The following is a 22,153-nucleotide window of genomic DNA, read 5'->3' as shown; positions in this document are numbered from 1 at the left end:
ATGCCCGCGATGCCCGCGATCCCGGCCCCGCCGGCGCCGCCGCTGCCGCCGCCCCTGCCCGAGGTGCCGGAAGCCGCCCACGCCGCCTGCGCCGGCAAGGCCGTGGGCACCCGCATCAAGCACGTGCTGCGGCCAGGCGAGACCATGACCGGCGTGTGCATCAGGGAAAATGGCAAGAACATATTCGACCTGCGGGAATATCGGCTCCACGATCGATAGCAATCGAATGGCGGACAGCGGGTCTAGATCATTTACCGTTCTTCCAGATTGATGCAGAACTAACCGTGGCTAATTCTGCTACTGAATTCCTGCTTCGCTGGGGCCGGTTTCGCCTCGCGCTTACGTGCGAGGCCAGCGCCTTCCCCTCGGCAGGCAGTAGCGGTGAAACTCACCGCCATGTTCTTCAGATTAATAGCCGCGTTCACGTCTCGATCATGTGATGTCCCACAAATCGAACAGCTCCACTTCCGAGTGAACAAGTCAAGCGTTTCCAGCCTATATCCGCAACAGGAGCACAATTTGCCGCTCGGAAACCAACGATCCGCCAGCACCAAATGACCACCACGCCAAGCCGCCTTGTACTCAAGCTGACGGCGCAACTCACGAAAACCCATATCGGCGATGGCGCGCGCCAAACGCCCATTGGCTAACATGCCCTTGACGTACAGGTCTTCGATGCCGATCGTGTAGAAACGGCGTGTGATACTTGTGCTGAGTTGATGCAAGCTGTTACGACGAACATTCGCGATCTTGGCGTACAGTCTGGCCAGTTTCAGCCTTGCCTTGGTCCTGTTGCGCGAACCTATTACCTTGCGAGCCAAAGCGCGTGACAGGCGGCGCAAGCGCTTAAGCAATGTATTCATCGCTTTAGGGCCAAGGAACTTCTCGCCTGTCGACAATGTCGCCAGTGTCTTGATGCCCAGGTCCACTCCCACCGCATCTTGGCTTTCGGAAGGTGGCAACGGTGGACTCTCGGCCTCGACGGTAATGCTGACGTACCACTGGTCTGCAACGCGTGAGATCGAGGCCGACATTATCCGGCCTGTAAAACGCAAGGCTTCGCGCATCCGCACCCATCCCAGCTTCGGGATGCGAATACGTCGCTGCTCAACACTGAACTGGTCATTACTTAGACTAAACCGATCGTCTTGACCTTTCTTCCGAAATACCGGGTACTCGGCACGCTTAGCGAAGAAATTTTCGAATGCACGTCCTAGCTGCATAATGGCTATCTGAGGTGCATTTTTCGTCACCTCGAGCATCCAAGGAAAGGTGTTGCGCTTGATTGCATTGAGCTTGCGCCGCAAGGCCGCCTCGGAAGGCTTAGGTAGTGACGGGTCAAGCTTGCATGCTTCGTACTGTTTTGTCCATTCGGCCAGCGCCCAGTTGTACGCAAATCGCGCAGTCCCGGCCGCACGTGCCAAGTACGAAGCCTGCACATTATTTGGTACGAGCCGGATGAGGTGCGCTGCAAACACGATGCGTCTCCCTAGCGTTTCTGCCACCGCTCGGCCTTGATTAGCGCGAGTCTGCGTTTGGAATAACGCTACGGTAGTAAACTAGTCGAGTAACCAGAAACCTTGATAGTACCAACGAGGGGAAAGTTCCTTCATGTTGAGTCAGACCGTGTAGAGTTGAGCAAGTTTTATTTTTGTTTAAGCTATGAGCACTCCCGACGTTCCCGCCAAGCCGACCCCGTCCGAACTGGAAATGCTGCGCCTGCTGTGGCAGCTCGGCCCCGCCACTGCCCGCCAGGTGCACGAGGCTGCGCTCGCAACGCGGCCCGACATGGCCTATGCCAACGTGCTGCGGCTGCTGCAGATGATGCACGCCAAGGGCCTCCTCACCCGCGACGAGAGCGCGCGCGCCCACGTGTACGCGCCGGCCCAGCCGCAGGACCGGCACCAGGCCGGCCTGATCAAGGACCTGATCCACAAGGCCTTCTCCGGCTCGGGCAAGGAGCTGGTGCTGGCCGCGCTGCGCGGCCACGTCAGCAAGAAGGAACGCGAGGAAATCCAGCAGATCCTGAACGGCGAGACCAGGCGCAAGGAATGAGCACGCCGTCGCCGCGTCCGGTCCCGCCGGTGCAGCCCGAACTCGAGGACTGCTGCCGCAGCGGCTGCGTGCCCTGTGTCTTCGACCTCTACGAGGAAGCATTGGCACGCTACGAGCGGGAACTTGCCGCATGGGAAGCTGCCAGGCAATCGCCCTCGCCGCCGGCCTCCTGAACCGCGCACGGCAGCGCACGCTTGAAAATCAAGGACTTAGCATTTTGATTACAATGAACCCATCGGTGTTGTGCATGGAGACGGTATGTTCGACATGGATCTTCCTTGGTGGGAATTCATCATACGCGGGCTTGCCGTGTACATCTTTCTGCTAATCATGGTGCGCCTGTCCGGGCGCCGCACGGTCGGCCAGTTCACCCCCTTCGACCTGCTGGTCATCATGCTGCTGTCCGAAGCCGTGTCCAACTCGTTGAATGCGGGCGACCAATCGCTGGTCGGCGGCCTGATCGCGGCAGCTACGCTGGTCGCGATCAACTCCCTGGTCGCCCTGTTCAGCTCGCGCAGCCCGCGCTTTGAAAAATTGGTCGACGGTAGCGCCGTCCTGATCGGACGCGACGGGGTGTTCTTCGACAAGGTGGTGCGCAATTGCCGCCTGTCCGAATCCGACATCGAGGAAGCCCTGCGCGAGCACGACTGCCCGCGGCCGGAAATGAAATGCGCCTTCCTGGAAGCCGACGGCGAAATCACCATCCTGCGCAATCCCCACTGAACCAGGACCGCTGCCCTTTCTTTTGCGCTTCTGCCGGAGGTACTTTTATCCCCCGTACGGTGTGGACGGTGCGGAATTGATGCGCTACTTTTTTCAGCAGTACACCCAGCCGGGTGTGCTGTTTGGATTCTTTCCTAATCAGGAGGACTGCCATGAAAAAAGTACTGAGCGCGCTTGCGCTCGCCGCGTCAACGCTGGCGCTCGCACCGGCGGCCCAGGCTGCCGACATCTACCGTGCCGTGTCCAGCGGCCCGGCCGAGTCGCCGCCCAACGGGTCGCCTGGTTCGAGCGTCGCGACCATTGAAATCGACGGGACGACTTTGCGAGCCGAAGTGCCGTTCCAGGACCTGCTGGCGGGCACGACCGCCGCCCACATCCACTGCTGCACGACGGAAGCCTTCACCGGTGTCGCCCCGGTGGCGATTCCGCTGGCCGATTTCCCCTTGATGGTGACGGCCGGCTCATACAGCGCCACCCTCGATCTGGGAGACCCGGCGGTGTTTGACCCAGCCTTCCTCGAGTCCTTCGGCGGCACCGCGTCCGGGGCCGGCTCGGCGCTGCTCGATGCGATGAACGCCAACCAGGCCTACCTCAACATCCACACGACCCGCTATCCGAACGGCGAAATCCGCGGCTTCGTGGTGGCGGCGCCGATTCCGGAACCGGCGACCTGGGGAATGCTGGGGATCGGCCTGGCCGGGCTGGCGCTGATGGCGCGCCGCCGGACGAGTTCGGTCAGCCAAGCGCCGCACCCTCGCGCGTAGCCAGCAACTGGCTCCAGGCCGGTATCGCCGCCTGCCAGAAGGCGTGCAGCGATGCCGGCCGCATCAAAGGCAAGCCGAGGAAACGCGCGGCTGCCAGGAGTGCCTCCACCGCCGCGGCTTCGTCGCCCGGCGCCACGGCCAGCGCGCCGGTCTGCTTCGACAGCTTTTCGCCGTTCTCGTTGCGCACCACGGGCACGTGCAGGTAGCGCGGGGTCGGCACCCCGAGCACGCGCTGCAGGAAGATCTGGCGCGGCGTGGAGTCGAGCAGGTCGGCGCCGCGCACGACGTCGGTCACGCCCTGCTCGGCATCGTCCACCACCACCGCCAGCTGGTAGGCCCAGAAACCGTCGGCGCGCTTCAGGACGAAGTCGCCCGATTCCCCGCTGAGCCGCTGCGTGACCTCGCCGGCGAAACGGTCCGTGAAGCTGACGACGTCGTAGCCCGGTTCCGGCACGCGCAGGCGCAGGCTGCGCATGCTGCGTCCCTCCGCCAGCCCATAGCGGCAGGTGCCGGGATAGATCGCGGCGCCGTCCGGCGCGAAGCCGAGGCGCGAATCGGCGATCTCGCGCCGGTTGCAGCCGCAGGGGTAGGTGTGCAGGACGATGCGCTCGGCGGCGGCCTGGTACAGGTGCTTGCGGCGGCTCTGCCAGACGACTTCGCCGTCGGCGTGCATGCCCAGCAGCTCCAGCAAGGCCAGGATGCCCTCGGCCGCGCCCGGCACGCAGCGGCCCTCGTCGATGTCCTCGATGCGCACCAGCCAGGTGCCGTGGTGGGCACGGGCGTCGAGGTAGCTGGCCAGGGCCGCGACCAGCGAACCGGCGTGCAGCGGGCCGGTGGGCGATGGGGCGAAACGGCCGATGTAGGGTGGATTCAGTAGCGACATCCGCAGATGATAACCGCACGGGGATGGCCGTGCGGCCTCCCCTTACTTGGCGGCCTGCTTTCCCTCTTTCTCGTGCTCGGCGATCAGCGCCGTCACCTGTCCCGCCACCTCGTTCGGCACCGCCATCGACAGCTGGTAATGCACGATCTCGAAGCCCTTGGCCGTCTTGCGGATCACGCCACTGGCCATGCACGGGCCCATGTTCGGGGTGTCGAGCAGCTCGTCGAACCAGATCAGCGACTTGTCGCCCGAGGCATACACATTGCGGCGCGTGGCCTTGAAACTCCAGGCCGACTTGCGCTCGAAATACTGCTTGGCCCAGGTCTTGAAGGCGTCGCGCTTCCACAGCTCGGTGCGGTCGGTGCCGATGTAGACGCCGTCCGGGGCGATCTTGTCGAAATAGGCCATGCGCGCATTAGCGGCGTCGTCATGCCATGCGTCGACGAAGGCATTGACCTGCTTGGTGAGCTGGGCGTCGGTCTCGGCACGGGCGATGCCGATCAGGCCCAGGAACAGGAAGGCGGCGGCGAGGAATCGTTTCATGGTCTCTTTCGTTGGCAGTGAACGCGCCAACGATAATCCAAAGATGCGCATTTGCCAACGTTTCCAGGCAGCGTCACTGCCGGAAGCTCCTCTTTAACGCGATCTTAACGCCCGCAACGCTACGCTGAGCCCGCTCTACTCCACTAGAATAAGCGCATGCGCATCCTCATCGTCGAAGACCACCCCGACATCCTCGCCAACCTGTACGGTTTCCTGGAGCCGAAGGGCCACCAGCTCGATTCCGCCCGCAACGGCTACGGCGGGCTGGCGCTCGCCTCCGAGAACGATTACGACGTGATCGTCCTCGACGTCATGCTGCCCGGCCTGAACGGGCTGGAGCTGTGCCAGAAGCTGCGCACGGAGCTCGGCAAGGCCACGCCGGTGCTGATGCTGACCGCGCGCGACAGCCTGCCCGACAAGGTGGCCGGCTTCGACAGCGGCGCCGACGACTACCTGGTCAAGCCTTTCTCGCTGGTGGAGCTCGAAGTGCGCCTGAAAGCCCTGGTGCGCCGCTCGTGCGCCGCCCATGCGGTGCACGCGACCATGCGCTTCGGCGAGCTGAGCTTCGATCCCGACACGCAGGAAGCCGCGCGCGCCGGCGTGCCGGTGCAACTGACCCGCACCGGCTACACGCTGCTGCGCTGCCTGCTCGCCGGCGCGCCGCGCATCGTCACCCGCGAGACCCTGGAGCAGGCCGTGTGGGGCGAGGACCGGCCCGACAGCGACGCCCTGCGCACCCACATCCATGCGCTGCGCCAGGCGATCGACAAGCCCTTCGCCACGCCGATGCTGCAGACGGTGGCCGGCGTCGGCTACAAGCTGGTGCAGGGCGATTCCCAGGCCGCTGCGCAGCGCGATGCGCCCCGCTGATTCCCTGAAACGGCGCATCGTCGTCGCCTTCGTCCTGTTCGGCCTCGGCGCCTCATGCTTCTTCGCGGTCATCGCCGCGATCGCGGTGGAGGGCATCGAAGTGCAACTGGTCGACAAGCGCCTGGAAGCGGCCGTGGCCTGGGCCGCCCCGCGCCAGGCGGCCGGCCTGGACGTCGACATGCCTGCCGGGCTGCGCTTTCACCGTAACGAGGAAATTCCGCCCCCCTTGCGCGGACTGTCCGACGGCGTGCACATCATCGACGTCGGCGCCACTCGCCTGCATGTGCTGGCCGGACAGGACGCGCGCGGCAGCTGGGTGCTGGCCGACCATGAAAGCGACTATGACAAGATCGAGCTGGTGGTGTACTCGATGTTCGCCGCGGTACTCGTCGTCTTCGTGCTGCTGGCTTCGCTCCTCGGCGGCTTTTTCGGCGCCCGCGTGGTCGCACCGATCCACGCGCTGGCGCAGTCGGTGCGGCGCGGCGGGGCGCCTCCGGAACTCACCGCACGCAAGGACGAACTGGGCGTGCTGGCGCGCGCGCTGGAGGCCCACACCGCCGAACTGCGCGCCTTCCTCGACCGCGAACGCTACTTCACCGGCGACGTCAGCCACGAACTGCGCAGTCCGCTCACTGTGATCATGGGCGCAGCCGAGATCCTGATGCAGGAAGCCGCGCCCGCCGTGCGCGCCCCGGCCGAGCGCATCTACCGCGCCGCGCGCGAGGCGGCCGAATCGGTCACCGTGCTCCTGCTGCTGGCGCGCGCGCCCGAGCTCGGCACGCTGGCGCCGGTCGACGTGCACGCCGTGGCCGAGGACGAAGTCGAGAAGTACCGCGTGCTGGTGGCCGGCAAGCCGGTTGCGCTGCGCTTCCTCGACGGCCCGCTACTTGCCGTGCGCGCCCCGCGCGAACTGGTCGCGGCCGCCATCGGCAACCTGGTGCGCAACGCCTGCCAGTACACCGACCGGGGCGAGGTGCTGGTGCGCCTGCTGCCGGGCCGGGTGGTGGTCGAGGACACCGGTCCCGGTCTGCCGCCCGCCGTGGTGGCCACCCTCGGCAGCGGCGGCGCGCCCTCGAGCGGATCGGGCGGCACCGGGCTGGGGCTGGCGCTGGCCCGGCGCATCTGCGATTTTCTCGGCGCCGGCTTCGCCTACGAAGCACGCCAGGAGGGCGGCAGCCGCTTCACGATCAGCTTCCCTACCGCCTGAGCCCGGAGGTTCACGCAGCCTTAACGCCCGCTTGAGCGGCGATTCACGCCGCGCCTCGTATCCTGCAAGCATGACGTGGCCATCCCGGCCGCGCGGTTCGAATGCAATACGAAGTGCACAACACACCTCCCCGGCGCATCAGCGCCAACCTGCTCGTCTTCGGCGTCGCCCTGCTTCTTGCCAGCGCCGCCAACATCAATTTCTGGTCGAATTTCATCCACGCCGTCGGCGGCTTCTCGCTGGCGCGGCTGCCGCTGCTGGCCGGCAGCTTCGCGATCGTGGTGCTGCTGTTCTACGCCCTCCTGACCCCGTTCAGCTTCCGCTACGTCGCCAAGCCGGCGCTGGTCGCCTGCATCCTCACTGCGTCGGCCTCGGCCTGGTTCATCAACGAGTACGGGGTCGTGATCGACAAGTCCATCATCCAGAGCCTGTTCGAGACCGACCCGCGCGAAGCCGGCGAGCTGATGAGCTGGCGCCTGGCGGCCTTCGTCCTGCTGACCGGCGGACTGCCGGCGCTGCTGGTGGCGCGGGCGCAGCTGGCCTTTCCACGCGGCCTGCGCGGCATCGGCCGCCGCCTCGGTCTCGGCGCGGCGGCGCTCGCCGCGGCCGCGCTGCTGCTGGTCCTGCTGTTCAAGACCCTGGCGCCGGTGGTGCGCGAGCACCGCGAGCTGCGCTACCTGCTCACGCCCACCAACGTGGTGCAGGCGGCGGGCGGCTACCTGCGCAACCGCTGGAGCAAGCAGATGCCGCTGCAGCCGATCGGCCGCGACGCGGCCAAGGGCAGCCGCTGGGCCGGCCAGGCGCGCCGCACGGTCACCGTGATCGTGGTCGGCGAGACCGCCCGCGCAGCCAGTTTCTCGCTCAACGGCTATGCACGCCAGACCAATCCGCGGCTGGCGCGCGAAGAGGGCCTGATCAACTTTGCACGGGTCGAGTCCTGCGGCACCGCGACCGCGGTGTCGGTGCCCTGCGTGTTCTCGGCGCTGCCGCGCGAGCGCTATGACGACAGCGTCGCCAGGCACCAGGAGGGCCTGCTCGACGTGCTGTCGCATGCGGGTTTCCGCGTGCTCTGGCGCGACAACAATTCCGGCTGCAAGGGCGTGTGCGAGCGCGTCGAATTCGTCGACGTGGCAACGCCGGCGCCCGGCAAGCCCTACTGCGCCGGCGGCGAATGCTACGACGAAGGCCTGCTCGCGGGCTTGCCGGAACTGATCCGCCAGAGCGGCAAGGACCTGGTCATCGTCCTGCACCAGAAGGGCAGCCACGGGCCGGAGTATGCCAGGCGTTATCCGGCCGGCTTCGGCCGCTTCGGGCCGGTGTGCCAGACCAGCGAGTTCGAAAGCTGCACCCGCGATTCCATCGTCGCCGCCTACGACAACACCATCCTCTACACCGACAGCTTCCTGGCCCAGACCATCGACCTGCTGCGCCAGGCCGCGCTCGAGGCCGACGTCGACACGGCGATGCTGTATTTTTCCGACCATGGCGAGTCGCTCGGCGAAGGCAATATGTACCTGCACGGCGCTCCCTGGCTGTTCGCGCCGAAGGAACAGACCCATGTGCCGATGATGCTGTGGATGTCGGAAGGCTTCAGCCAGCGCTTCCGGATCGACCGCGCCTGCCTGCAGGCGCGCCGCGACCAGCCGCTCTCGCACGACAACGTGTTCCACTCGGTGCTCGGCATGCTGAATGTCGAAACCGCCGTCCTGAATCCGAAACTCGACCTGTTCCATGCCTGCATCCGCAATTGAGGGAGCGGCGGAGCAGCACGCGGGAGTCTTGCTGGAAATGCGCAGCTGCCGGCGGCTTGCCGCCGCGCTGGTGCTAATGGCGCCGCTGCTCGCCGCACTGGGGCAATGGACCGACGTCGACCTGATCCTGGCGGACTGGCTGTACAGCCGCGCCACCGCCAGCTTCCCATGGCGCGACGCATGGCTCACCGCGACCTTCGGCCACGAGATACTCAAGGCGGGACTGGCGCTGCTGGCGGCATGCTTCGTGGCGCTGGCGATCATCGATGCGTTCAGGCCGCAGGCGCCGCTGGACCGGCCCCTGGCGCGGCTGCGGCTGCGCGTGATCGCCTGCTCCGCCGTGCTGGTGCCGCTCGCGACCAGCCTGCTCAAGCAGGCCAGCAGCGCGCACTGTCCCTGGGACCTGGCGCGCTACGGCGGCAACGAGCCCTATGTCCGCCTGTTCGAGGCGCTGCCGGTAGGGATCCTGCCCGGCCATTGCATGCCGGCCGGCCACGCGTCGAGCGCGCTGTGGCTGGTATCGCTGGTGGTGTGGTGGCTGCCGGGGCCGCGCCGCGGGGCATGGCGCGCCGCCTGCCTGGCGCTGGCGCCGGGCTTGGTGCTGGGCTGGATGCAGCAGATGCGTGGCGCCCACTTCCTCACCCACACCCTGTGGTCGGCCTGGATCGCCTGCGCCATCGTGCTGGCCCTGGTGATGCTGCTGCAGCCTAGCGGTGGTACTGTCCGTCGCGCTCCGGCTGGTACTCGATGCCGCGCACGCTGAGCTCGAACATGGCGCCGTCGGGACGCTCCCAGCTGATGGAATCGCCGACCTTCAGGCCCAGCAGGGCGGTGCCGACCGGGGTCAGGATCGACAGCTGATCGGGATTGCCGGCCATGTCTTTCGGATAGGTCAGCGTCATGGTCACTTCTTCCTCGGCGCCGTCGAAGGAAAAACGCACGCGCGAGTTCATGGTGACGACGTCGGGCGGCATTTCCCAGGGCTCGGCGAGCGCGGCCCGGCCCAGTTCATCGAGCAGCGCGTCGCGCGCGGCGAGTTGGGCGGCCGGAACGGCGTCCAGCATGCGGTCGAGGCGGTCCATGTCCAGCCATGAGACGAGGATGGTCGGTTTCATTGTGTACTCCTGTGCTTGCCCGCGGCATGGCGGGCGAATATCGATGTGATGTGAGGTGCCGGCCACGAAAAATGGCGGGCTGGGCGGATCGGGGCGGCTCGGGAGGACGGAGAAGCGCGTGCAGGGGTCCTCACCGAGCCCGGACGAGCCAGGCGAGGTTGCGGGACGACTGCTGCACCGCTCGGGAGACGGCGGCGCAGTCACGCTCGACGGACGCGGCAAAGCCCCTGCCCTGCTGGCAGGCGCTATTGCGCGGCGATGTAAAGCGTGGTGGGTTCATGGGCAATAAGAATTGTACAGGGGCCAGTATAGCCCTTGTGGGGGATTCGTCAACGCCATGCATGAAACCCACCGTGCCAGATCATATCGACAAGGGCATCTTGGTGATCAGCTTGTCGAGCGTGATCGGATACTCGCGCACCCGCACCCCGGTGGCGTTATACACGGCATTGGCCACGGCCGCCGCCACGCCGCAGATACCCAGCTCGGCGATGCCCTTGGCCTTCATGGGCGTCGACATCGAGTCGACCTCGTCCAGGAAGATCACCTCCTGGTGCGGGATGTCGGCTTGCACCGGCACCTCGTAGCCCGCCAGGTCGTGGTTGACGAAGTAGCCGAGCCGCTTGTCCACGGCCAGTTCCTCCATCAGCGCCGCCCCCGCGCCCATCGTCATCGCGCCGATCACCTGGCTGCGCGCCGTCTTCGGGTTGAGGATGCGCCCGGCCGCGCACACCGCCAGCATGCGGCGGATGCGCACTTCGCAGGTCACCGCGTCGACACCCACCTCGACGAAGTGCGCGCCGAAGGTGGACAGCTGGTAGCGCTTGTCGATGTCGCCATACTCGATCAAGTCCTCGCCGACCAGCTCGCGCCCGGCCACCGCCTCGGACAGCGGCAGGCTGCGCTCGCCCATGCGCACCAGGCCGTCGGCGAAGATGGCGCGCTCCGGCTCGAAGCCGGCCTGGCGCGCCACCGCCTCGCGCAGCTTGAGGCAGGCGGCGTACACGCCCGCCGTCGAATTGTGCCCGCCCCACTGCCCGCCCGAGCCGCAGGATGCCGGCAGGCTGGAGTCGCCCAGGCGCACCCGCACCCGTTCCAGCGGCACGCCCATCATCTCGCTGGCCGTCTGCGCGATGATGGTGTAGCTGCCGGTGCCGATGTCGGTCATGTCGGTTTCCACCGTCAGCATGCCGCGCCGGTCCAGGCGCACCCGCGCCGCCGACTTGGTCAGCAGGCTGTCGCGGAAGGCGCCGGCCACGCCCATGCCCACCAGCCAGCGGCCTTCGCGCAGCGTGCCGGGTTTCGTCGCCCTGCGCTCCCAGCCGACGCGCTCGGCACCCAGCTGCAGGCACTGGACGAACTGGCGCTTGGAGAACGGCGGATTCGCAATGTGCTTTTCCTTCTCCGGCTTCTTCGACTGCGGGTCCGCAGACGCGGGCTTTTCCGGATTGTCCGGCACCACCTGGGTGTCGTTCAGGATGCGGAACTGCACCGGGTCCATGCCCAGCTTTTCCGCCATCTCGTCCATCGCGATCTCGAGCGCCGCCATGCCCGGCGCCTCGCCCGGCGCGCGCATCGCGTTCGCTTCCGGCAGGTCCATCGCGGCCACCCGGTTGGAGGTCATGCGGTGCTCGCCCGCGTACAGCGAGCGGGTTTGCGTGGCCGCGTTCTCCGGCGAGCCGTCCTTGAGGTTGCCGGACCAGCTTTCGTGGCCGATGGCGGTGATCTTCCCTTCGCGGGTCGCGCCGATGCGGATGCGCTGCACGGTCGCCGAGCGGTGCGTGGTGTTGTTCGGGATGAGCGCGCGCTGCAAGGGCACGCGCACCGGCCGGCGCGCGGCCTTGGCGCCCAGCGCCGCCAGCACCACGTCGGCGCGCAGGAACAATTTGGAGCCGAAGCCGCCGCCGATGTAGGGCGACAGCACGCGCACCTTGTCCTTCGGGATGCCGAGGGTCTTGGCCAGGTCGCCCTTGGCCCAGGCGATCATCTGGTTCGAGGTCCACACGGTGAGCTGGTCGCCGTCCCAGGCGGCCACGCTGGCGTGCGGCTCCATCATCATGTGCGATTCGTGCGCGGTGTGGTACTCGGCGTCGAGCTTCACCGGGCTGGAGGCAAAAGCGCCCGTGAAGTTGCCGATCCTGGTCTCGGCGGCTTCCGACTTCGGCGCGATGGCCTTGTTCTGCACCGCCCGCAGGTCGAAGTCGCCCTTGTCGCGCTCGTACTTGATGCGCACCAGCGAAGCGGCGTCGCGCGCCTGCTCGAAGGTCTCGGCCACCACCAGCGCCACGGCCTGGTGGTAGTGCTCGACGCGCGGTCCGCCCAGCAGCATGGCGGTGTTGAAGTTGCCCTTGGTGAGCTTGCCGGCGTTCTGGGCGGTGACGATGGCGATCACGCCCGGCGCGGTCTTGGCCGCCGACAGGTCCATCGAGACGATCCGTCCGGTGGGAATGGCCGAGCCGATCACGTAGCCGTGCGCCTGGTTGGGCACCACGTCGTGGCGGTCGAGCGCGTAGGGCGCGGTGCCGGTGGTCTTGAGCGGGCCGTCGATGCGGTCGATCGGCTGGCCCACCACCTTGAGCTGGTCGATCGGGTTGCTGGTGGCTGGTTCGTTGAATTTCATGGCTGTCCCTTTTGCTTAGGCTTTGGCATCCGCGATCGCGGCGGCCAGGGTGCGTTCGACCAGCGGCACCTTGAATGCGTTGTCCTGGGTCGTGCGCGCCCCGGCAAGCACGCCGCCCGCCACCGCCTGCGCTCCTTGCGGGAACGCGGCTTCGGCCGCTTCCACGCGCCAGGGCTTGTGGGCGACGCCGCCCAGCGCCACCCGGCCGCTGCCGTCGCGCTGCAGGATGGTGGCCACCGAGACGATCGCGAAGGCATAGGACGCGCGGTCGCGCACCTTGCGATAGCTCTGCACCCCGCCGACCGGCGGCGGCAGCGTTACCGCCGTGATCAGTTCACCGGGCTTCAGGTTGTGGTCGACGTGAGGGGTGTTGCCCGGCAGGCGGTGGAAGTCGGCGATCGGGATCACGCGCGTGGCGCCGCTCGGGTCGATGGTCTCGACCTGGGCGTCCAGCACGCGCATGGCCACCGCCATGTCGCTCGGGTGGGTCGCGATGCAGGCATCGCTCTGGCCGACGATCGCATGCAGGCGGGTGAAGCCGCCGATGGCGCTGCAGCCGCTACCGGGTTTGCGCTTGTTGCAGGGGACGTTGGTGTCGTAGAAATAGGGGCAGCGGGTGCGCTGCAGCAGGTTGCCGGCGGTGGTGGCCTGGTTGCGCAGCTGGCCCGAAGCCCCCGCCACCAGCGCGCGGGTGAGCACGCCGTAGTCGCGGCGCACCCGCAGGTCGGCCGCCAGGTCCGAATTGCGCACCAGCGCACCGATGCGCAGGCCGCCATTCGGCGCCGGCTCGATGCGGTCGAGCGCCAGGTCGTTGACGTCGATGAGGTGGGCCGGCGTCTCGATCTGGAGCTTCATCAGGTCCAGCAGGTTGGTGCCGCCGGCAACGAAGCGCGCATTCGGGATGCGCGCCGCGGCGGCCGCGGCTTCCTGCGGGGTCTTGGCCCGTTCGTAGGTAAAGGCTTTCATCGCTTGGCCCCCGCCACTTCGGCAATCGCTTCCTGGATGTTCGAATAGGCGCCACAGCGGCAGATATTGCCGCTCATGCGCTCGCGGAACTCCATCTCGCTCGGCTGCGGGCTTGCGTTCAGGTCGGCCGTGACGTGGCTCGGCGCGCCGGCCCGGATCTCTTCCAGCATGCCGACGGCGGAGCAGATCTGGCCCGGGGTGCAGAAGCCGCACTGGTAGCCATCGTGCTTGATGAAGGCGCGCTGCAGCGGATGCAGGTTGGTCGGGGTGCCGAGGCCTTCGATGGTGGTGATCTCGTGGCCTTCCTGCATCACGGCCAGGGTCAGGCAGGAGGTCGTGCGGCGGCCGTCCACCAGCACCGTGCAGGCGCCGCACTGGCCCTGGTCGCAGCCCTTCTTGCTGCCGGTGAGGTGCAGGCGGTCGCGCAGGGCGTCCAGCAGCGTGGTGCGCGGATCGACCATCAACTGGTGCTCGATGCCGTTGACCTTCAGCCGCACGCTCACGGTCGTGGGCGTGGTGGAGGCAGGCGGCTGGGCGGCGGCGGGTGCGGCCTGGGCGGGCGCCGCGAGCTGGGAGGCTACCGCGACGCCGCCGACGGCGGCGGTCGACGCCTTGAGCAGCTGGCGCCGGTTGGGATCGAAGTCGGGCATCGTACTTCCTTTCTTGAGGAGGGCTGGCTGGACGGGCAATTTGATGAAAATGCGCATGCAAGAACATAGCGCTTTTTTAATTTTTGAGGCGTGCAGTTCGTTCAGGTGTGCAGCCCTGGCATTGTAGGGGCGTGGGAGGGCCGCACTGCATCTGAAAAATGCAAGGGCTTATGAATGGAATTCATGAATCCGGGGCACTTATCAGTACGTCCGGTAATAAGACCTCAGGAAGCGCGCCGCGCGGCTGCTGCTTTCTTCGCCTTAGGCAGCGGCATCAGGGCCGCGGTCTCCTCGATCAGGCGGCGCAGCGCCTCGGGATCGTCGAGCAGTTCGTCGGCGATCGGATAGTCCTTGGCGCCCGGGTACGGCGCCCCCTGCGGCAGGTCCGGCGCCAGCACCGTCACCGCCTGCGACGGCTTGATGAACAGGCTGTTGTCGCAGGCGAAGGCGACCACCTTGCCGTCCAGGTACAGGGCGTATTCGCCGAACATCTTCTTGTGCGTCAGCCGGCTGCCCAGCCCCGCGACCTCGGTAACGTAGTCGACGAAACTGCGTTCAGTGCCCATGTGCGCTCCTCTTGATTATCCGTCTCACATAATAATCCAGGCGTTCATGCATGCTTAAGAATCTGACAAGGCGTTCGGGTAAAGTCGGCGGCTCATCCACTCCGCGAAACGACCGATGAACGCCTGGCTCCTGCGCCTCCTCGTGCCTCTTGCTGCCTGCCCTCTACTGCTCGCCCATGCGGATGCGCTGCCGGTGCCCGGGCCCGCGCACGCCGATCCCCTCGGCGCGTCCGGAACGCAGCCGGCACCGCCGCCGAGCGCACGTCCGAGCGACGAGGCGATCAAGGCAGCGGTGCGCGCCGTCCTGGATGAGATGCCGCCCGACTCCATGCGGGCCGGCGGTACGGTATTGAGCGGCGGGGCCTACCAGGCATTCGCACGCAAGTTCTCCGAAGCGGAGAAGCCGCACTGCCTGGGCCCGAACGCGACCAGACACCAGCCGTCCGGCTTCAGCACCAAGAACTGGAACTTCGGCTTCGGTGGCCTGGCTGCCCTGCCCTTCTGGGGCGCCGCCATCCTGCGCGGCAAGTGCAACTGGACCCGCTGAGCCTGGCGAACTTACTTGACCGAGAAGCGCACGCTGACGGTCTTCTTGTCCGCGAAGCTCACGGACGCCACGGCCTTGCTGCCCTTTTCGAGTAGGGCCTGGCCCTTCACCACCAGCGTGTTGTCGCCGCCCGATGCCAGCGGCAGCTCGGTCTTCTGCGTGCCCGTCAAGACGGTCATGGTGCCGCTCGCGCCCGCGGTCGGCTTGTCCTTGCCATGGTCGTCGACGTAGATGGTGGTAGCGCCATCCCTGGCGACCAGCTCGAAGGACAGGTCGCCCGCGGTCTGCACGATGCCGCCGTGCTTCGGCTTGGCGCCGTGTGCGAGGGCCTGGCCGGACAGGACGAGGCCGGCCACGCATGCTGCTACTGCAAAGATCTTCTTCATGTTCCTGCTCCAGAAAAGCATGTGGCGGCTCGGGATGGGCGCCGCCACCGGGCCCGTGAATCAATAGCTATCGCCGCCCTTCTCCGCCAGCAGGCGCTCCAGGGGACGCCGTCCGAGCTTCCAGAAGATGAGCGGCGTCAGCAGCGTATCGAGCAAGGTGGAGCTGATCAGGCCACCGAAGATCACCACCGCCACCGGATGCAGGATCTCCTTGCCCGGCGCATCCGCCGCCAGCAGCAGCGGGGTGAGCGCGAAGGCGGCCACCAGCGCCGTCATCAGGACCGGCGTCAGGCGCTCGATCGAGCCGCGCACGATCATCGGCCATCCAAAGGACTCGCCCTCGAACTTGCACAGGTTGATGTAGTGGCTGATCTTGAGGATGCCGTTGCGCGTGGCGATGCCGGCCAGCGTGATGAAGCCGACCATCGAGGCCACCGACAGCGACACGCCCGCGATCCACATCGCGATCACGCTGCCGACCAGGGCGAACGGGATGTTCCCCATGATGATGAGCGCCAGTCTTGATGAGCGGTAGCGCGAATACAGCACCAGGAAGATCATGAGCAGCGAGCCGAGCGCCAGGGCCGCGATCAGGCGCTGCGACTGCTCCTGCGCCTGGAACTGCCCTTCCACGCTGACGAAGTAGCCGCCCGGCAGCCGGGTTCTATCCACCGCCTGGCGCACGTCCTCGATGATGTGCGACATGTTGGAGCCGTCCGTGTTCGCATACACGACGATGCGGCGGCGCCCGTTCTCGCGTCCGATCTGGTTGGGGCCATCGCCCTCTTCCACCGTGGCCACGCTCGACAGCGGAATCGGGCCCGCCGGTGTGCCGAGCATGATGCGCCCCAGGTCCTGCGGCGAGCGGTCGGCGTCGGCCAGGCGCAGCACCAGGTCGTAGCGGCGCGCGCCGTCGATCACCTGGGTGACGCGCGTGCCTTCCGACAGCGACTGCAGCGCCTGCAGCACCTCGCCCGCGGCCAGGCCGTGCTGGGCCGCCTTGCGGTAGTCGATGCGCAGCTTCACCTGCGGGATCAGGACCTGGCGCTCGACCGACAGGTCGACCAGGCCCGGAATGCCGGCCACGCGCCCGCGCAAGTCTTCGGCCAGGCCGCGCAGGGTGTCGATGTCGTCGCCGTAGATCTTCACCGCGATCTGCGCGCGCACGCCGGACAGCAGGTGATCCAGGCGGTGCGAGATCGGCTGGCCGATCGCCATCGAGGCCGGGATGCCTGCGAGCTGGTTGCGGATGCTCGCCATGACCTCCTCGCGGCTGCGCTTCGAAGGCTTCAGGTCGATCTCGATCTCGGACGAGTGCACGCCCTCGGCATGCTCGTCCAGTTCGGCACGGCCGGTGCGGCGCCCGACCTTGGCGACTTCCGGCACCTGCGCGATCAGGGTCTCGGCCAGGGTCCCCATGCGGTTCGCCTCCGCCAGCGAGGTGCCCGGCGTGAAGCTCATGCCCATCACCAGCGAGCCTTCGTTGAAGGCCGGCAGGAAGGCACGCGGGAAGAAAGGCACCGAGGCGACCGCCACCAGCACCAGCACCGCTGCAGCACCCAGCACGGGGCGGGTGCGCGGCAGCGACCAGTGGAGCAGCGCCGTATCCCAGGCCTTCAGGCGGCGCACGATCGGGCTGTCGCCGCGATGCAGGCGCTTCATCTTCGGCAGCAGGTAATAGGACAGCACCGGCGTGACCGTCATCGACACCAGCATCGAGGCCAGGATCGAGACGATGTAGGCGATGCCGAGCGGCGCGAACAGGCGTCCCTCGATGCCCGGCAGCGCGAATAGCGGAATCGACACCAGCACCACGATCACGGTCGCGTAGACGATCCCGGAACGCACTTCCACCGAGGCGTGCCAGATCGTCTCCAGCACGGAGTGCCCCGTCTTGTCGCGCTCCTTCAGGCGGCGCAGGATGTTCTCGACGTCGACCACCGCATCGTCCACCAGCTCGCCGATCGCGATCGCCAGGCCGCCCAGGGTCATCACGTTGATCGACTGGCCCAGCAGGTGGAAGACCAGCGCCGTCACCGCCAGCGACAGCGGGATCGCCACCAGCGAGATCAGGGTAGTGCGCGCGCTCAGCAGGAAGGCGAACAGCACGATCGCCACCAGGATGGCGCCGTCGCGCAAGGCTTCCACCACGTTGCCGACGCCGGCCTCGATGAAGTTCGCCTGGCGGAACAGCACCACGGGCTGCGAGATCCCGGCCGGCAGGCCCTGCTTGAGCTCCGCCAGCGCGCCCTCGATGTCGCGGGTCAGGCGCACCGTGTCCCCAATCGGCTGCTTCTGCACGCTGACGATCACCGCCGGCTTGCCGTTCATGCCGGCGTCGCCGCGCTTGAAGGCCGGCGCGTAGGCGACGCTGGCGACCTGCTCGAGCAGCACCGGCGTGCCGTTGCGGTAGGCCACCGCCAGGCCCTTGACGTCTTCCAGGCGGGTGGTGCGCCCGAGGTTGCGGATCAGGTACTCGCGGTTGTTCAGGTCGATGAAGCCGCCGCTGGTGTTGGCGGCGAAGCCGCGCAGCGCATCCGTTACCTGCGCGAGCGAGACCCCGAACTGCGCCATGCGCGCAGTGTCGGGCTGCACGCGCAGCTGGCGTACTTCGCCGCCGATCGGGATCACCTGCGACACGCCCGGAATCGACAGCAGGCGCGGACGCAGCACGAAGTCGGCATACTCGCGCGCCTTCATGGGATCGGTCCGGGCCACGTCGATGGGCAGCGCGATCAGCATGATCTCGCCCATGATCGACGACACCGGCCCCATCATCGGCGAGATATCGCCGGGCAGCCCTTCCTTCACCAGGCCCAGGCGCTCCGCTACCTGCTGGCGGTTGCGGTAGACGTCGGTGCCCCAATCGAATTCGGCATAGACGATGGACAGGCCGACGCCCGACACCGAGCGCACCCGGGTCACGCCCGACATGCCGTTGAGCGAGGTCTCGATCGGGAAGGACACCAGCTGCTCGACTTCCTCGGGCGCCATGCCGCCGGCCTCGGTCAGCACGGTGACGACCGGCTTGTTCAGGTCGGGGAACACGTCCACCGGAGTGCGCGAGGCCGTGTAGGCCCCGTAGACCATCAGCAGCAGCGCCGCCGCCAGCACGAACAGGCGGTTGCGCAGGCTGAAACGTACGATAGCGTTGAACATAGGCCGCCTACCGGATCTGGTTGATCAGGGAGGTGCCCTTGACCACGACCCGGTTGTCGGGGCTCAGCCCGCGGGTCACGATCACGGTGCCGGCATCGAGCGGCGTCGCCTCCACCGGCAGCGCGATGAAGCGCTGGGCCCCGGACTTGATCCACACCACGGTCTCGTTGGCCTGGTTGCGCGCCAGCGCCGACGCGGGCAGGGCGACGCCCTTCACAGTCGTGTTCAGCCTGGCCAGTACCGTCACCGGTTGTCCCACCGCCAGGTCGAGGGCCTTACCCTGCGCCCGGAAGTTCAGCGGCACCGCGCCTTCGCGCAGGCTGCGCCCTCCTCCCAGCAGCGTCAGCTGGACATCGGCCACGTCGAGCAGGCTGGCGCTGCCGATCCTGCCCGCCAGCGCGGCGTCCGTCGCCAGGGCTTCGACCAGCATCTGCTGCGGATCGACGATCTCGAACAGCACCTCGCGCATGTCCACCATCTGGCCGTTCAGCACCGCGGCGCTGGCGATGATGCCGCTGCTCGGTGCGACGAGGTTTTCCACGCCGCCGATCGACCTGGCCACCGCGCGCTCGCGGCCGGCGTTGGCCGCCAGTTCGGCGCGGGCCGCCTCGACTTCCTTGGCCGGCACCACGCCGTCCAGCGATTCCAGGCGCTTGAGCCGCTGTTCCAACAGCGTGCGGTTGGCGCGCAGGCCGGCCAGTTCGGCCGCCTGGTTGCCGCGCTCGATGGCGTCGCCGATCGGGCGCAGGCGCGCCAGCACCTGCCCTTTCACGACGCGCTGTCCAGGCACCGGCAGGCCCTTCGGCCCCGGCGCGATCTGTCCCGCGAACGGCGCCTGCACCCGGCCGCCCGCGTTCGGGTCGATGGCGGCGCGGCCGTTGAGCTGGACGGTGCGCGCGTGCTCGCCTTCCCTCACCATCAGGGTGCGCACGCCCATGCGGCGCTGCGCCAGCTTGGGCACGTTGACGCTGCCGTCCGGCAGGCGCGCCAGGCCGCTCGGCGTGCCGCCTGCCTTCTCGTCGAGATGTTCGCCATTGGGGCCGTGCGCGCCCGGCGAGGCCAGCAGGGAAGTCGTGAAGAGGCCGGCGAGCAGGCCGATAGCAATGCGATGTTTCATGTTCAGGCTCCCTGGCGTTGGCGCATGCGGCGCACGACGAATGCGGTGGCGAGGAGGACGACGGCGGCGACAGCCGCCAGCAGCCACGGGCTCCACGCCCAGTGTTCGTGATCGTGGTCGAGTTCATCAAGCGCTTGCGTCACCTGGAGGGTCCCTTCCAGCAGGTCGCTCTCCTCCCCCGCGACCAGGGTGAACAGCAGCGGATGGGCGCCCGGTTTGGAGATCGCGGCGAGCAAGGCCGGATCGTCGACCGCGTAGTCGCCCATGTCGGCGTGGAAGCTGGCTTTCGCCTTGAGGTTCTTGTACTGGACTTCCAGCACGCCGTTCAGGACCGGCTCGTTGGTATCAAAGCGGTCGATCATGATCGACAGTTCGCCTTTCGTAAGCTGGCCTACCAGCTCGAAGGCTTCGGTAAAGGTCTCGACGCGCGGCAGCACGGCGCCCGCGGCGGCCGTCGGGGCGTCGAGGTGTTCGCCGTTCGGTCCGTGCGCGCCGGGCCCGGCCAGTGCCGGCGACATGGCCAGCATGGCGGCGAAGAACAGGGTCAGGATTTTCATGGAAGGATTCCTAATGCTTGATTGAGTTGCGCATGGGCGTGCCCGACTGCGACTTGTTGCTGGGCCACGGCGACGTCGGCTTCATGGGTCAGTGCGCGCGAGCGCAGCAGGTCCGCCAGGCCGCGCTCGCCCTGGCGAAAGGCGTTCTCGAACAGCGCGGTGTGTTCGTGCAGGGCCTTGGCGCGTGCGACGGCATCGTTCAGGGCCGTGCCGGCATTCGCCAGGCGTGCGCGGGCGATGGCGAGCTCGGCCGCGCTGGCGGCTTGCGCCTCGGCCGCTTCGGCGGCCGCGGTGGCGATCGCGGTCTGGGCCTGGGCCTCGACGCTGCGGTTCCGCGCGGCGCTCCCAAACGGAATCTGCAGCGCCACGCCGAGGCTGCGTGTCGGTTCGCGCAAGCCGCGTTCGTCTTCGCGACGCACCGACAGGGCGATGGTGGGCGGCGCGGAACGGTTCGCTTCAGCCAGGCGCAGGGCCGCGCGTGCGCGCTGCTCGGACGCCTGGGCAGCAAGCAGGCGGGTATTGGCAGGCGCCTCCGCTTCGCGCAGGGGCTCCGGCTCCAGCGCCGGCAGTTCCGGCAACCCGGTCAGGACCTGGAAGCGCGCCAGCGCCTCGGCGGCGGCGGTGCGGGCCTTGCCGACCTCGATGCGTGCAGCCAGCACTTCCTGGTCAGCCAGCAGTCCATCGCTGCGCGCCAGGTCACCGGCTTTCACGCGCCGCCCTACCTCGTCGGCGAGTCCTTTGAGGTGGTGCAGGTGGTCCTGTTTTTCGTCCAGCGTGACCTGGGCGGAAGCCGCTTCCCACATCCGGTCGCGCACCAGCCCGGCCACGGCCAGGCGGGTTGCAAGCAGGTGGGCGTTTGCCTCGATCGTCGTGCGCGCGGCCAGCGTTTCGCGGGCCGACTTCTGGCCAGGGAGCCAGAACGAGGACGAGACCGACATCTCGGATTCGCGCTGGGCGCGTTCCGATCCGCTCTCGTCGCGTCGCTGGGACAGGCCGAGCGTGGGCGCCGTGGCGAGCCAGGAAGCGGCGCCCGCGCGTGCCGCGGCGGCTTCAAGCTGGCGTGCTTCGATCGTGCGCGCGTCGGGCACGCGCTGCCAGGCGCTGTCGACGGCGTGTTTGAGTGTGACTGGCGGTGCCGCAAGCGCCCAGCATGGCAGGGCGAGTGCGGTACCGACAAGGTAAAGGGACAGGCGGCGGGTGCACATGTGTTCTCCATCGGTGAGTATCGAAATCGACCGAAGGGAAGCGCACGGGCGCGAGGAGCTCGCGCCAAGGGTTCTGTCAGGCGTGCGTCATTCCCCCGGCGGCGTGGCCGGGGGCGTGGCGGGGTGGTTTTCGTGGCCCATCCAGGAAGGGTTCCGGCAGCGACTGGGCAGCGGGAACGACCACGCTGGACAGCAGCTGCTCGGGCGGCACGATGAGCGCGGGAAGGAGCAGGTCGGCTGGTTGCGCGCAGGAGTGGTGGTCCTGCGCATGGGCGAGCGACTTTTCGGAGGCGTCATAGTGCACCGAGCCGTCGTCTTCGTGGTGGTGATGGAGGATGTTCTCGTCGTGCGCCACCGCGTGCGCGAGCGCGCCGGCGCCGTAGGCCTGCGGCAAGCCGCCCTGCATGGCGAAACCATACAGGGGAAGGCTGAGCAGCAAAAGGATGGTAATGAACCGGCGCAAGAGGTC

23 protein-coding genes and 1 pseudogene are annotated in these 22,153 nt (G+C 67.5%); 10 read left to right on the top strand and 14 right to left on the bottom strand.

Features of this window, described 5'->3' with window-relative positions; genetic code table 11:
- Positions 1 to 219, top strand: a pseudogene (locus B2R83_RS20360) (hypothetical protein); the annotation flags it as partial.
- A gap of 59 nt (positions 220 to 278) precedes the next feature.
- Here the strand turns inward: B2R83_RS20360 and B2R83_RS20355 are convergent.
- Positions 279 to 1,478, bottom strand: a complete 1,200-nt coding sequence (locus tag B2R83_RS20355) for an RNA-guided endonuclease InsQ/TnpB family protein (RefSeq protein WP_292044444.1) — start codon at positions 1,476 to 1,478, stop codon at positions 279 to 281.
- Positions 1,479 to 1,662: 184 nt separating this feature from the next.
- Here B2R83_RS20355 and B2R83_RS20350 point away from each other — a divergent pair, with 184 nt between their 5' ends.
- The 4 genes from B2R83_RS20350 (at position 1,663) to B2R83_RS20335 (ending at position 3,542) form a co-directional block, all read left to right on the top strand.
- Positions 1,663 to 2,055 carry a BlaI/MecI/CopY family transcriptional regulator gene (locus B2R83_RS20350; RefSeq protein ID WP_292044442.1) on the top strand — a complete coding sequence of 131 codons (393 nt, stop codon included), beginning with the start codon at positions 1,663 to 1,665 and terminating at the stop codon, positions 2,053 to 2,055.
- A complete protein-coding gene (locus tag B2R83_RS20345) occupies positions 2,052 to 2,228 on the top strand; it encodes an oxidoreductase-like domain-containing protein (protein WP_292044440.1) in 177 nt (58 codons plus the stop codon). The genes B2R83_RS20350 and B2R83_RS20345 overlap by 4 nt, the downstream gene beginning before the upstream one ends.
- A gap of 85 nt (positions 2,229 to 2,313) precedes the next feature.
- On the top strand, positions 2,314 to 2,778 hold the full coding sequence (locus tag B2R83_RS20340; protein ID WP_292044437.1) for a DUF421 domain-containing protein: 465 nt from the start codon (positions 2,314 to 2,316) through the stop codon (positions 2,776 to 2,778).
- A gap of 152 nt (positions 2,779 to 2,930) precedes the next feature.
- Positions 2,931 to 3,542: a CHRD domain-containing protein gene (locus B2R83_RS20335; RefSeq protein ID WP_292044435.1), complete on the top strand. Its 612-nt coding sequence runs from the start codon at positions 2,931 to 2,933 to the stop codon at positions 3,540 to 3,542.
- Here B2R83_RS20335 and gluQRS read toward each other — a convergent pair.
- Entirely contained in the window at positions 3,514 to 4,425 is a 912-nt protein-coding gene (gluQRS, locus tag B2R83_RS20330) for a tRNA glutamyl-Q(34) synthetase GluQRS (protein WP_292044433.1), read from the bottom strand. The two genes, B2R83_RS20335 and gluQRS, sit on opposite strands and share 29 nt — an antisense overlap.
- 42 nt (positions 4,426 to 4,467) lie before the next feature.
- On the bottom strand, positions 4,468 to 4,968 hold the full coding sequence (locus tag B2R83_RS20325) for a nuclear transport factor 2 family protein (RefSeq protein WP_027867179.1): 501 nt from the start codon (positions 4,966 to 4,968) through the stop codon (positions 4,468 to 4,470).
- A 156-nt stretch (positions 4,969 to 5,124) separates the two neighbouring features.
- Between B2R83_RS20325 and B2R83_RS20320 the strand changes: the two genes are divergently transcribed.
- The 4 genes from B2R83_RS20320 to B2R83_RS20305 all read left to right on the top strand — a co-directional run bounded on the left by B2R83_RS20320 (position 5,125) and on the right by B2R83_RS20305 (position 9,559).
- On the top strand, positions 5,125 to 5,838 hold the full coding sequence (locus tag B2R83_RS20320; RefSeq protein ID WP_292044430.1) for a response regulator transcription factor: 714 nt from the start codon (positions 5,125 to 5,127) through the stop codon (positions 5,836 to 5,838).
- Positions 5,825 to 7,045 carry a sensor histidine kinase gene (locus B2R83_RS20315; RefSeq protein WP_292044429.1) on the top strand — a complete coding sequence of 407 codons (1,221 nt, stop codon included), beginning with the start codon at positions 5,825 to 5,827 and terminating at the stop codon, positions 7,043 to 7,045. The genes B2R83_RS20320 and B2R83_RS20315 overlap by 14 nt, the downstream gene beginning before the upstream one ends.
- Positions 7,046 to 7,146: 101 nt before the next feature.
- Positions 7,147 to 8,796 (top strand): phosphoethanolamine transferase, encoded by a 1,650-nt coding sequence (locus B2R83_RS20310; RefSeq protein ID WP_292044427.1) that lies wholly within the window; start codon positions 7,147 to 7,149, stop codon positions 8,794 to 8,796.
- Positions 8,777 to 9,559, top strand: coding sequence for a phosphatase PAP2 family protein (locus B2R83_RS20305; RefSeq protein ID WP_292044425.1), 783 nt, complete (start codon positions 8,777 to 8,779; stop codon positions 9,557 to 9,559). The genes B2R83_RS20310 and B2R83_RS20305 overlap by 20 nt, the downstream gene beginning before the upstream one ends.
- Here B2R83_RS20305 and rnk read toward each other — a convergent pair.
- The 5 genes from rnk to B2R83_RS20280 all read right to left on the bottom strand — a co-directional run bounded on the left by rnk (position 9,504) and on the right by B2R83_RS20280 (position 14,713).
- On the bottom strand, positions 9,504 to 9,911 hold the full coding sequence (gene rnk, locus B2R83_RS20300) for a nucleoside diphosphate kinase regulator (RefSeq protein ID WP_036205760.1): 408 nt from the start codon (positions 9,909 to 9,911) through the stop codon (positions 9,504 to 9,506). The two genes, B2R83_RS20305 and rnk, sit on opposite strands and share 56 nt — an antisense overlap.
- A gap of 361 nt (positions 9,912 to 10,272) precedes the next feature.
- Positions 10,273 to 12,531: an aldehyde oxidoreductase molybdenum-binding subunit PaoC gene (gene paoC, locus B2R83_RS20295; RefSeq protein ID WP_292044421.1), complete on the bottom strand. Its 2,259-nt coding sequence runs from the start codon at positions 12,529 to 12,531 to the stop codon at positions 10,273 to 10,275.
- A 15-nt stretch (positions 12,532 to 12,546) separates the two neighbouring features.
- Positions 12,547 to 13,497, bottom strand: a complete 951-nt coding sequence (locus B2R83_RS20290; RefSeq protein WP_292044418.1) for an FAD binding domain-containing protein — start codon at positions 13,495 to 13,497, stop codon at positions 12,547 to 12,549.
- Positions 13,494 to 14,147, bottom strand: a complete 654-nt coding sequence (gene paoA, locus B2R83_RS20285; RefSeq protein WP_292044417.1) for an aldehyde dehydrogenase iron-sulfur subunit PaoA — start codon at positions 14,145 to 14,147, stop codon at positions 13,494 to 13,496. Before paoA ends, B2R83_RS20290 begins: the two co-directional genes overlap by 4 nt.
- Positions 14,148 to 14,371: 224 nt before the next feature.
- A complete protein-coding gene (locus B2R83_RS20280) occupies positions 14,372 to 14,713 on the bottom strand; it encodes a TfoX/Sxy family protein (protein ID WP_292044415.1) in 342 nt (113 codons plus the stop codon).
- Positions 14,714 to 14,855: 142 nt separating this feature from the next.
- On the opposite strand from B2R83_RS20280, the gene B2R83_RS20275 reads away from it, so the two are divergent.
- Positions 14,856 to 15,260, top strand: a complete 405-nt coding sequence (locus B2R83_RS20275) for a hypothetical protein (RefSeq protein WP_292044412.1) — start codon at positions 14,856 to 14,858, stop codon at positions 15,258 to 15,260.
- Between the two features lie 11 nt (positions 15,261 to 15,271).
- Here B2R83_RS20275 and B2R83_RS20270 read toward each other — a convergent pair whose 3' ends face one another.
- The 6 genes from B2R83_RS20270 to B2R83_RS20245 form a co-directional block, all read right to left on the bottom strand.
- Complete coding sequence (locus B2R83_RS20270) at positions 15,272 to 15,646, bottom strand: hypothetical protein (protein WP_292044411.1); 375 nt, start codon at positions 15,644 to 15,646, stop codon at positions 15,272 to 15,274.
- 60 nt (positions 15,647 to 15,706) lie between these two features.
- Entirely contained in the window at positions 15,707 to 18,805 is a 3,099-nt protein-coding gene (locus tag B2R83_RS20265) for an efflux RND transporter permease subunit (RefSeq protein WP_292044410.1), read from the bottom strand.
- 7 nt (positions 18,806 to 18,812) lie between these two features.
- Positions 18,813 to 19,922, bottom strand: a complete 1,110-nt coding sequence (locus B2R83_RS20260) for an efflux RND transporter periplasmic adaptor subunit (RefSeq protein WP_292044409.1) — start codon at positions 19,920 to 19,922, stop codon at positions 18,813 to 18,815.
- 2 nt (positions 19,923 to 19,924) lie between these two features.
- On the bottom strand, positions 19,925 to 20,479 hold the full coding sequence (locus B2R83_RS20255; RefSeq protein WP_292044408.1) for a hypothetical protein: 555 nt from the start codon (positions 20,477 to 20,479) through the stop codon (positions 19,925 to 19,927).
- Complete coding sequence (locus B2R83_RS20250) at positions 20,476 to 21,684, bottom strand: TolC family protein (protein ID WP_292044407.1); 1,209 nt, start codon at positions 21,682 to 21,684, stop codon at positions 20,476 to 20,478. Before B2R83_RS20250 ends, B2R83_RS20255 begins: the two co-directional genes overlap by 4 nt.
- Before the next feature lie 76 nt (positions 21,685 to 21,760).
- Positions 21,761 to 22,147 (bottom strand): hypothetical protein, encoded by a 387-nt coding sequence (locus B2R83_RS20245; RefSeq protein ID WP_292044406.1) that lies wholly within the window; start codon positions 22,145 to 22,147, stop codon positions 21,761 to 21,763.
- Between the last annotated feature and the right edge of the window lie 6 nt (positions 22,148 to 22,153).

The organism is Massilia sp. UBA6681 (assembly GCF_002454935.1).
Lineage (GTDB): Bacteria > Pseudomonadota > Gammaproteobacteria > Burkholderiales > Burkholderiaceae_D > Telluria > Telluria varians.
Note: the sequence above shows the minus strand (reverse complement) of the source record. Positions and strands in the feature narration are given on the sequence as shown.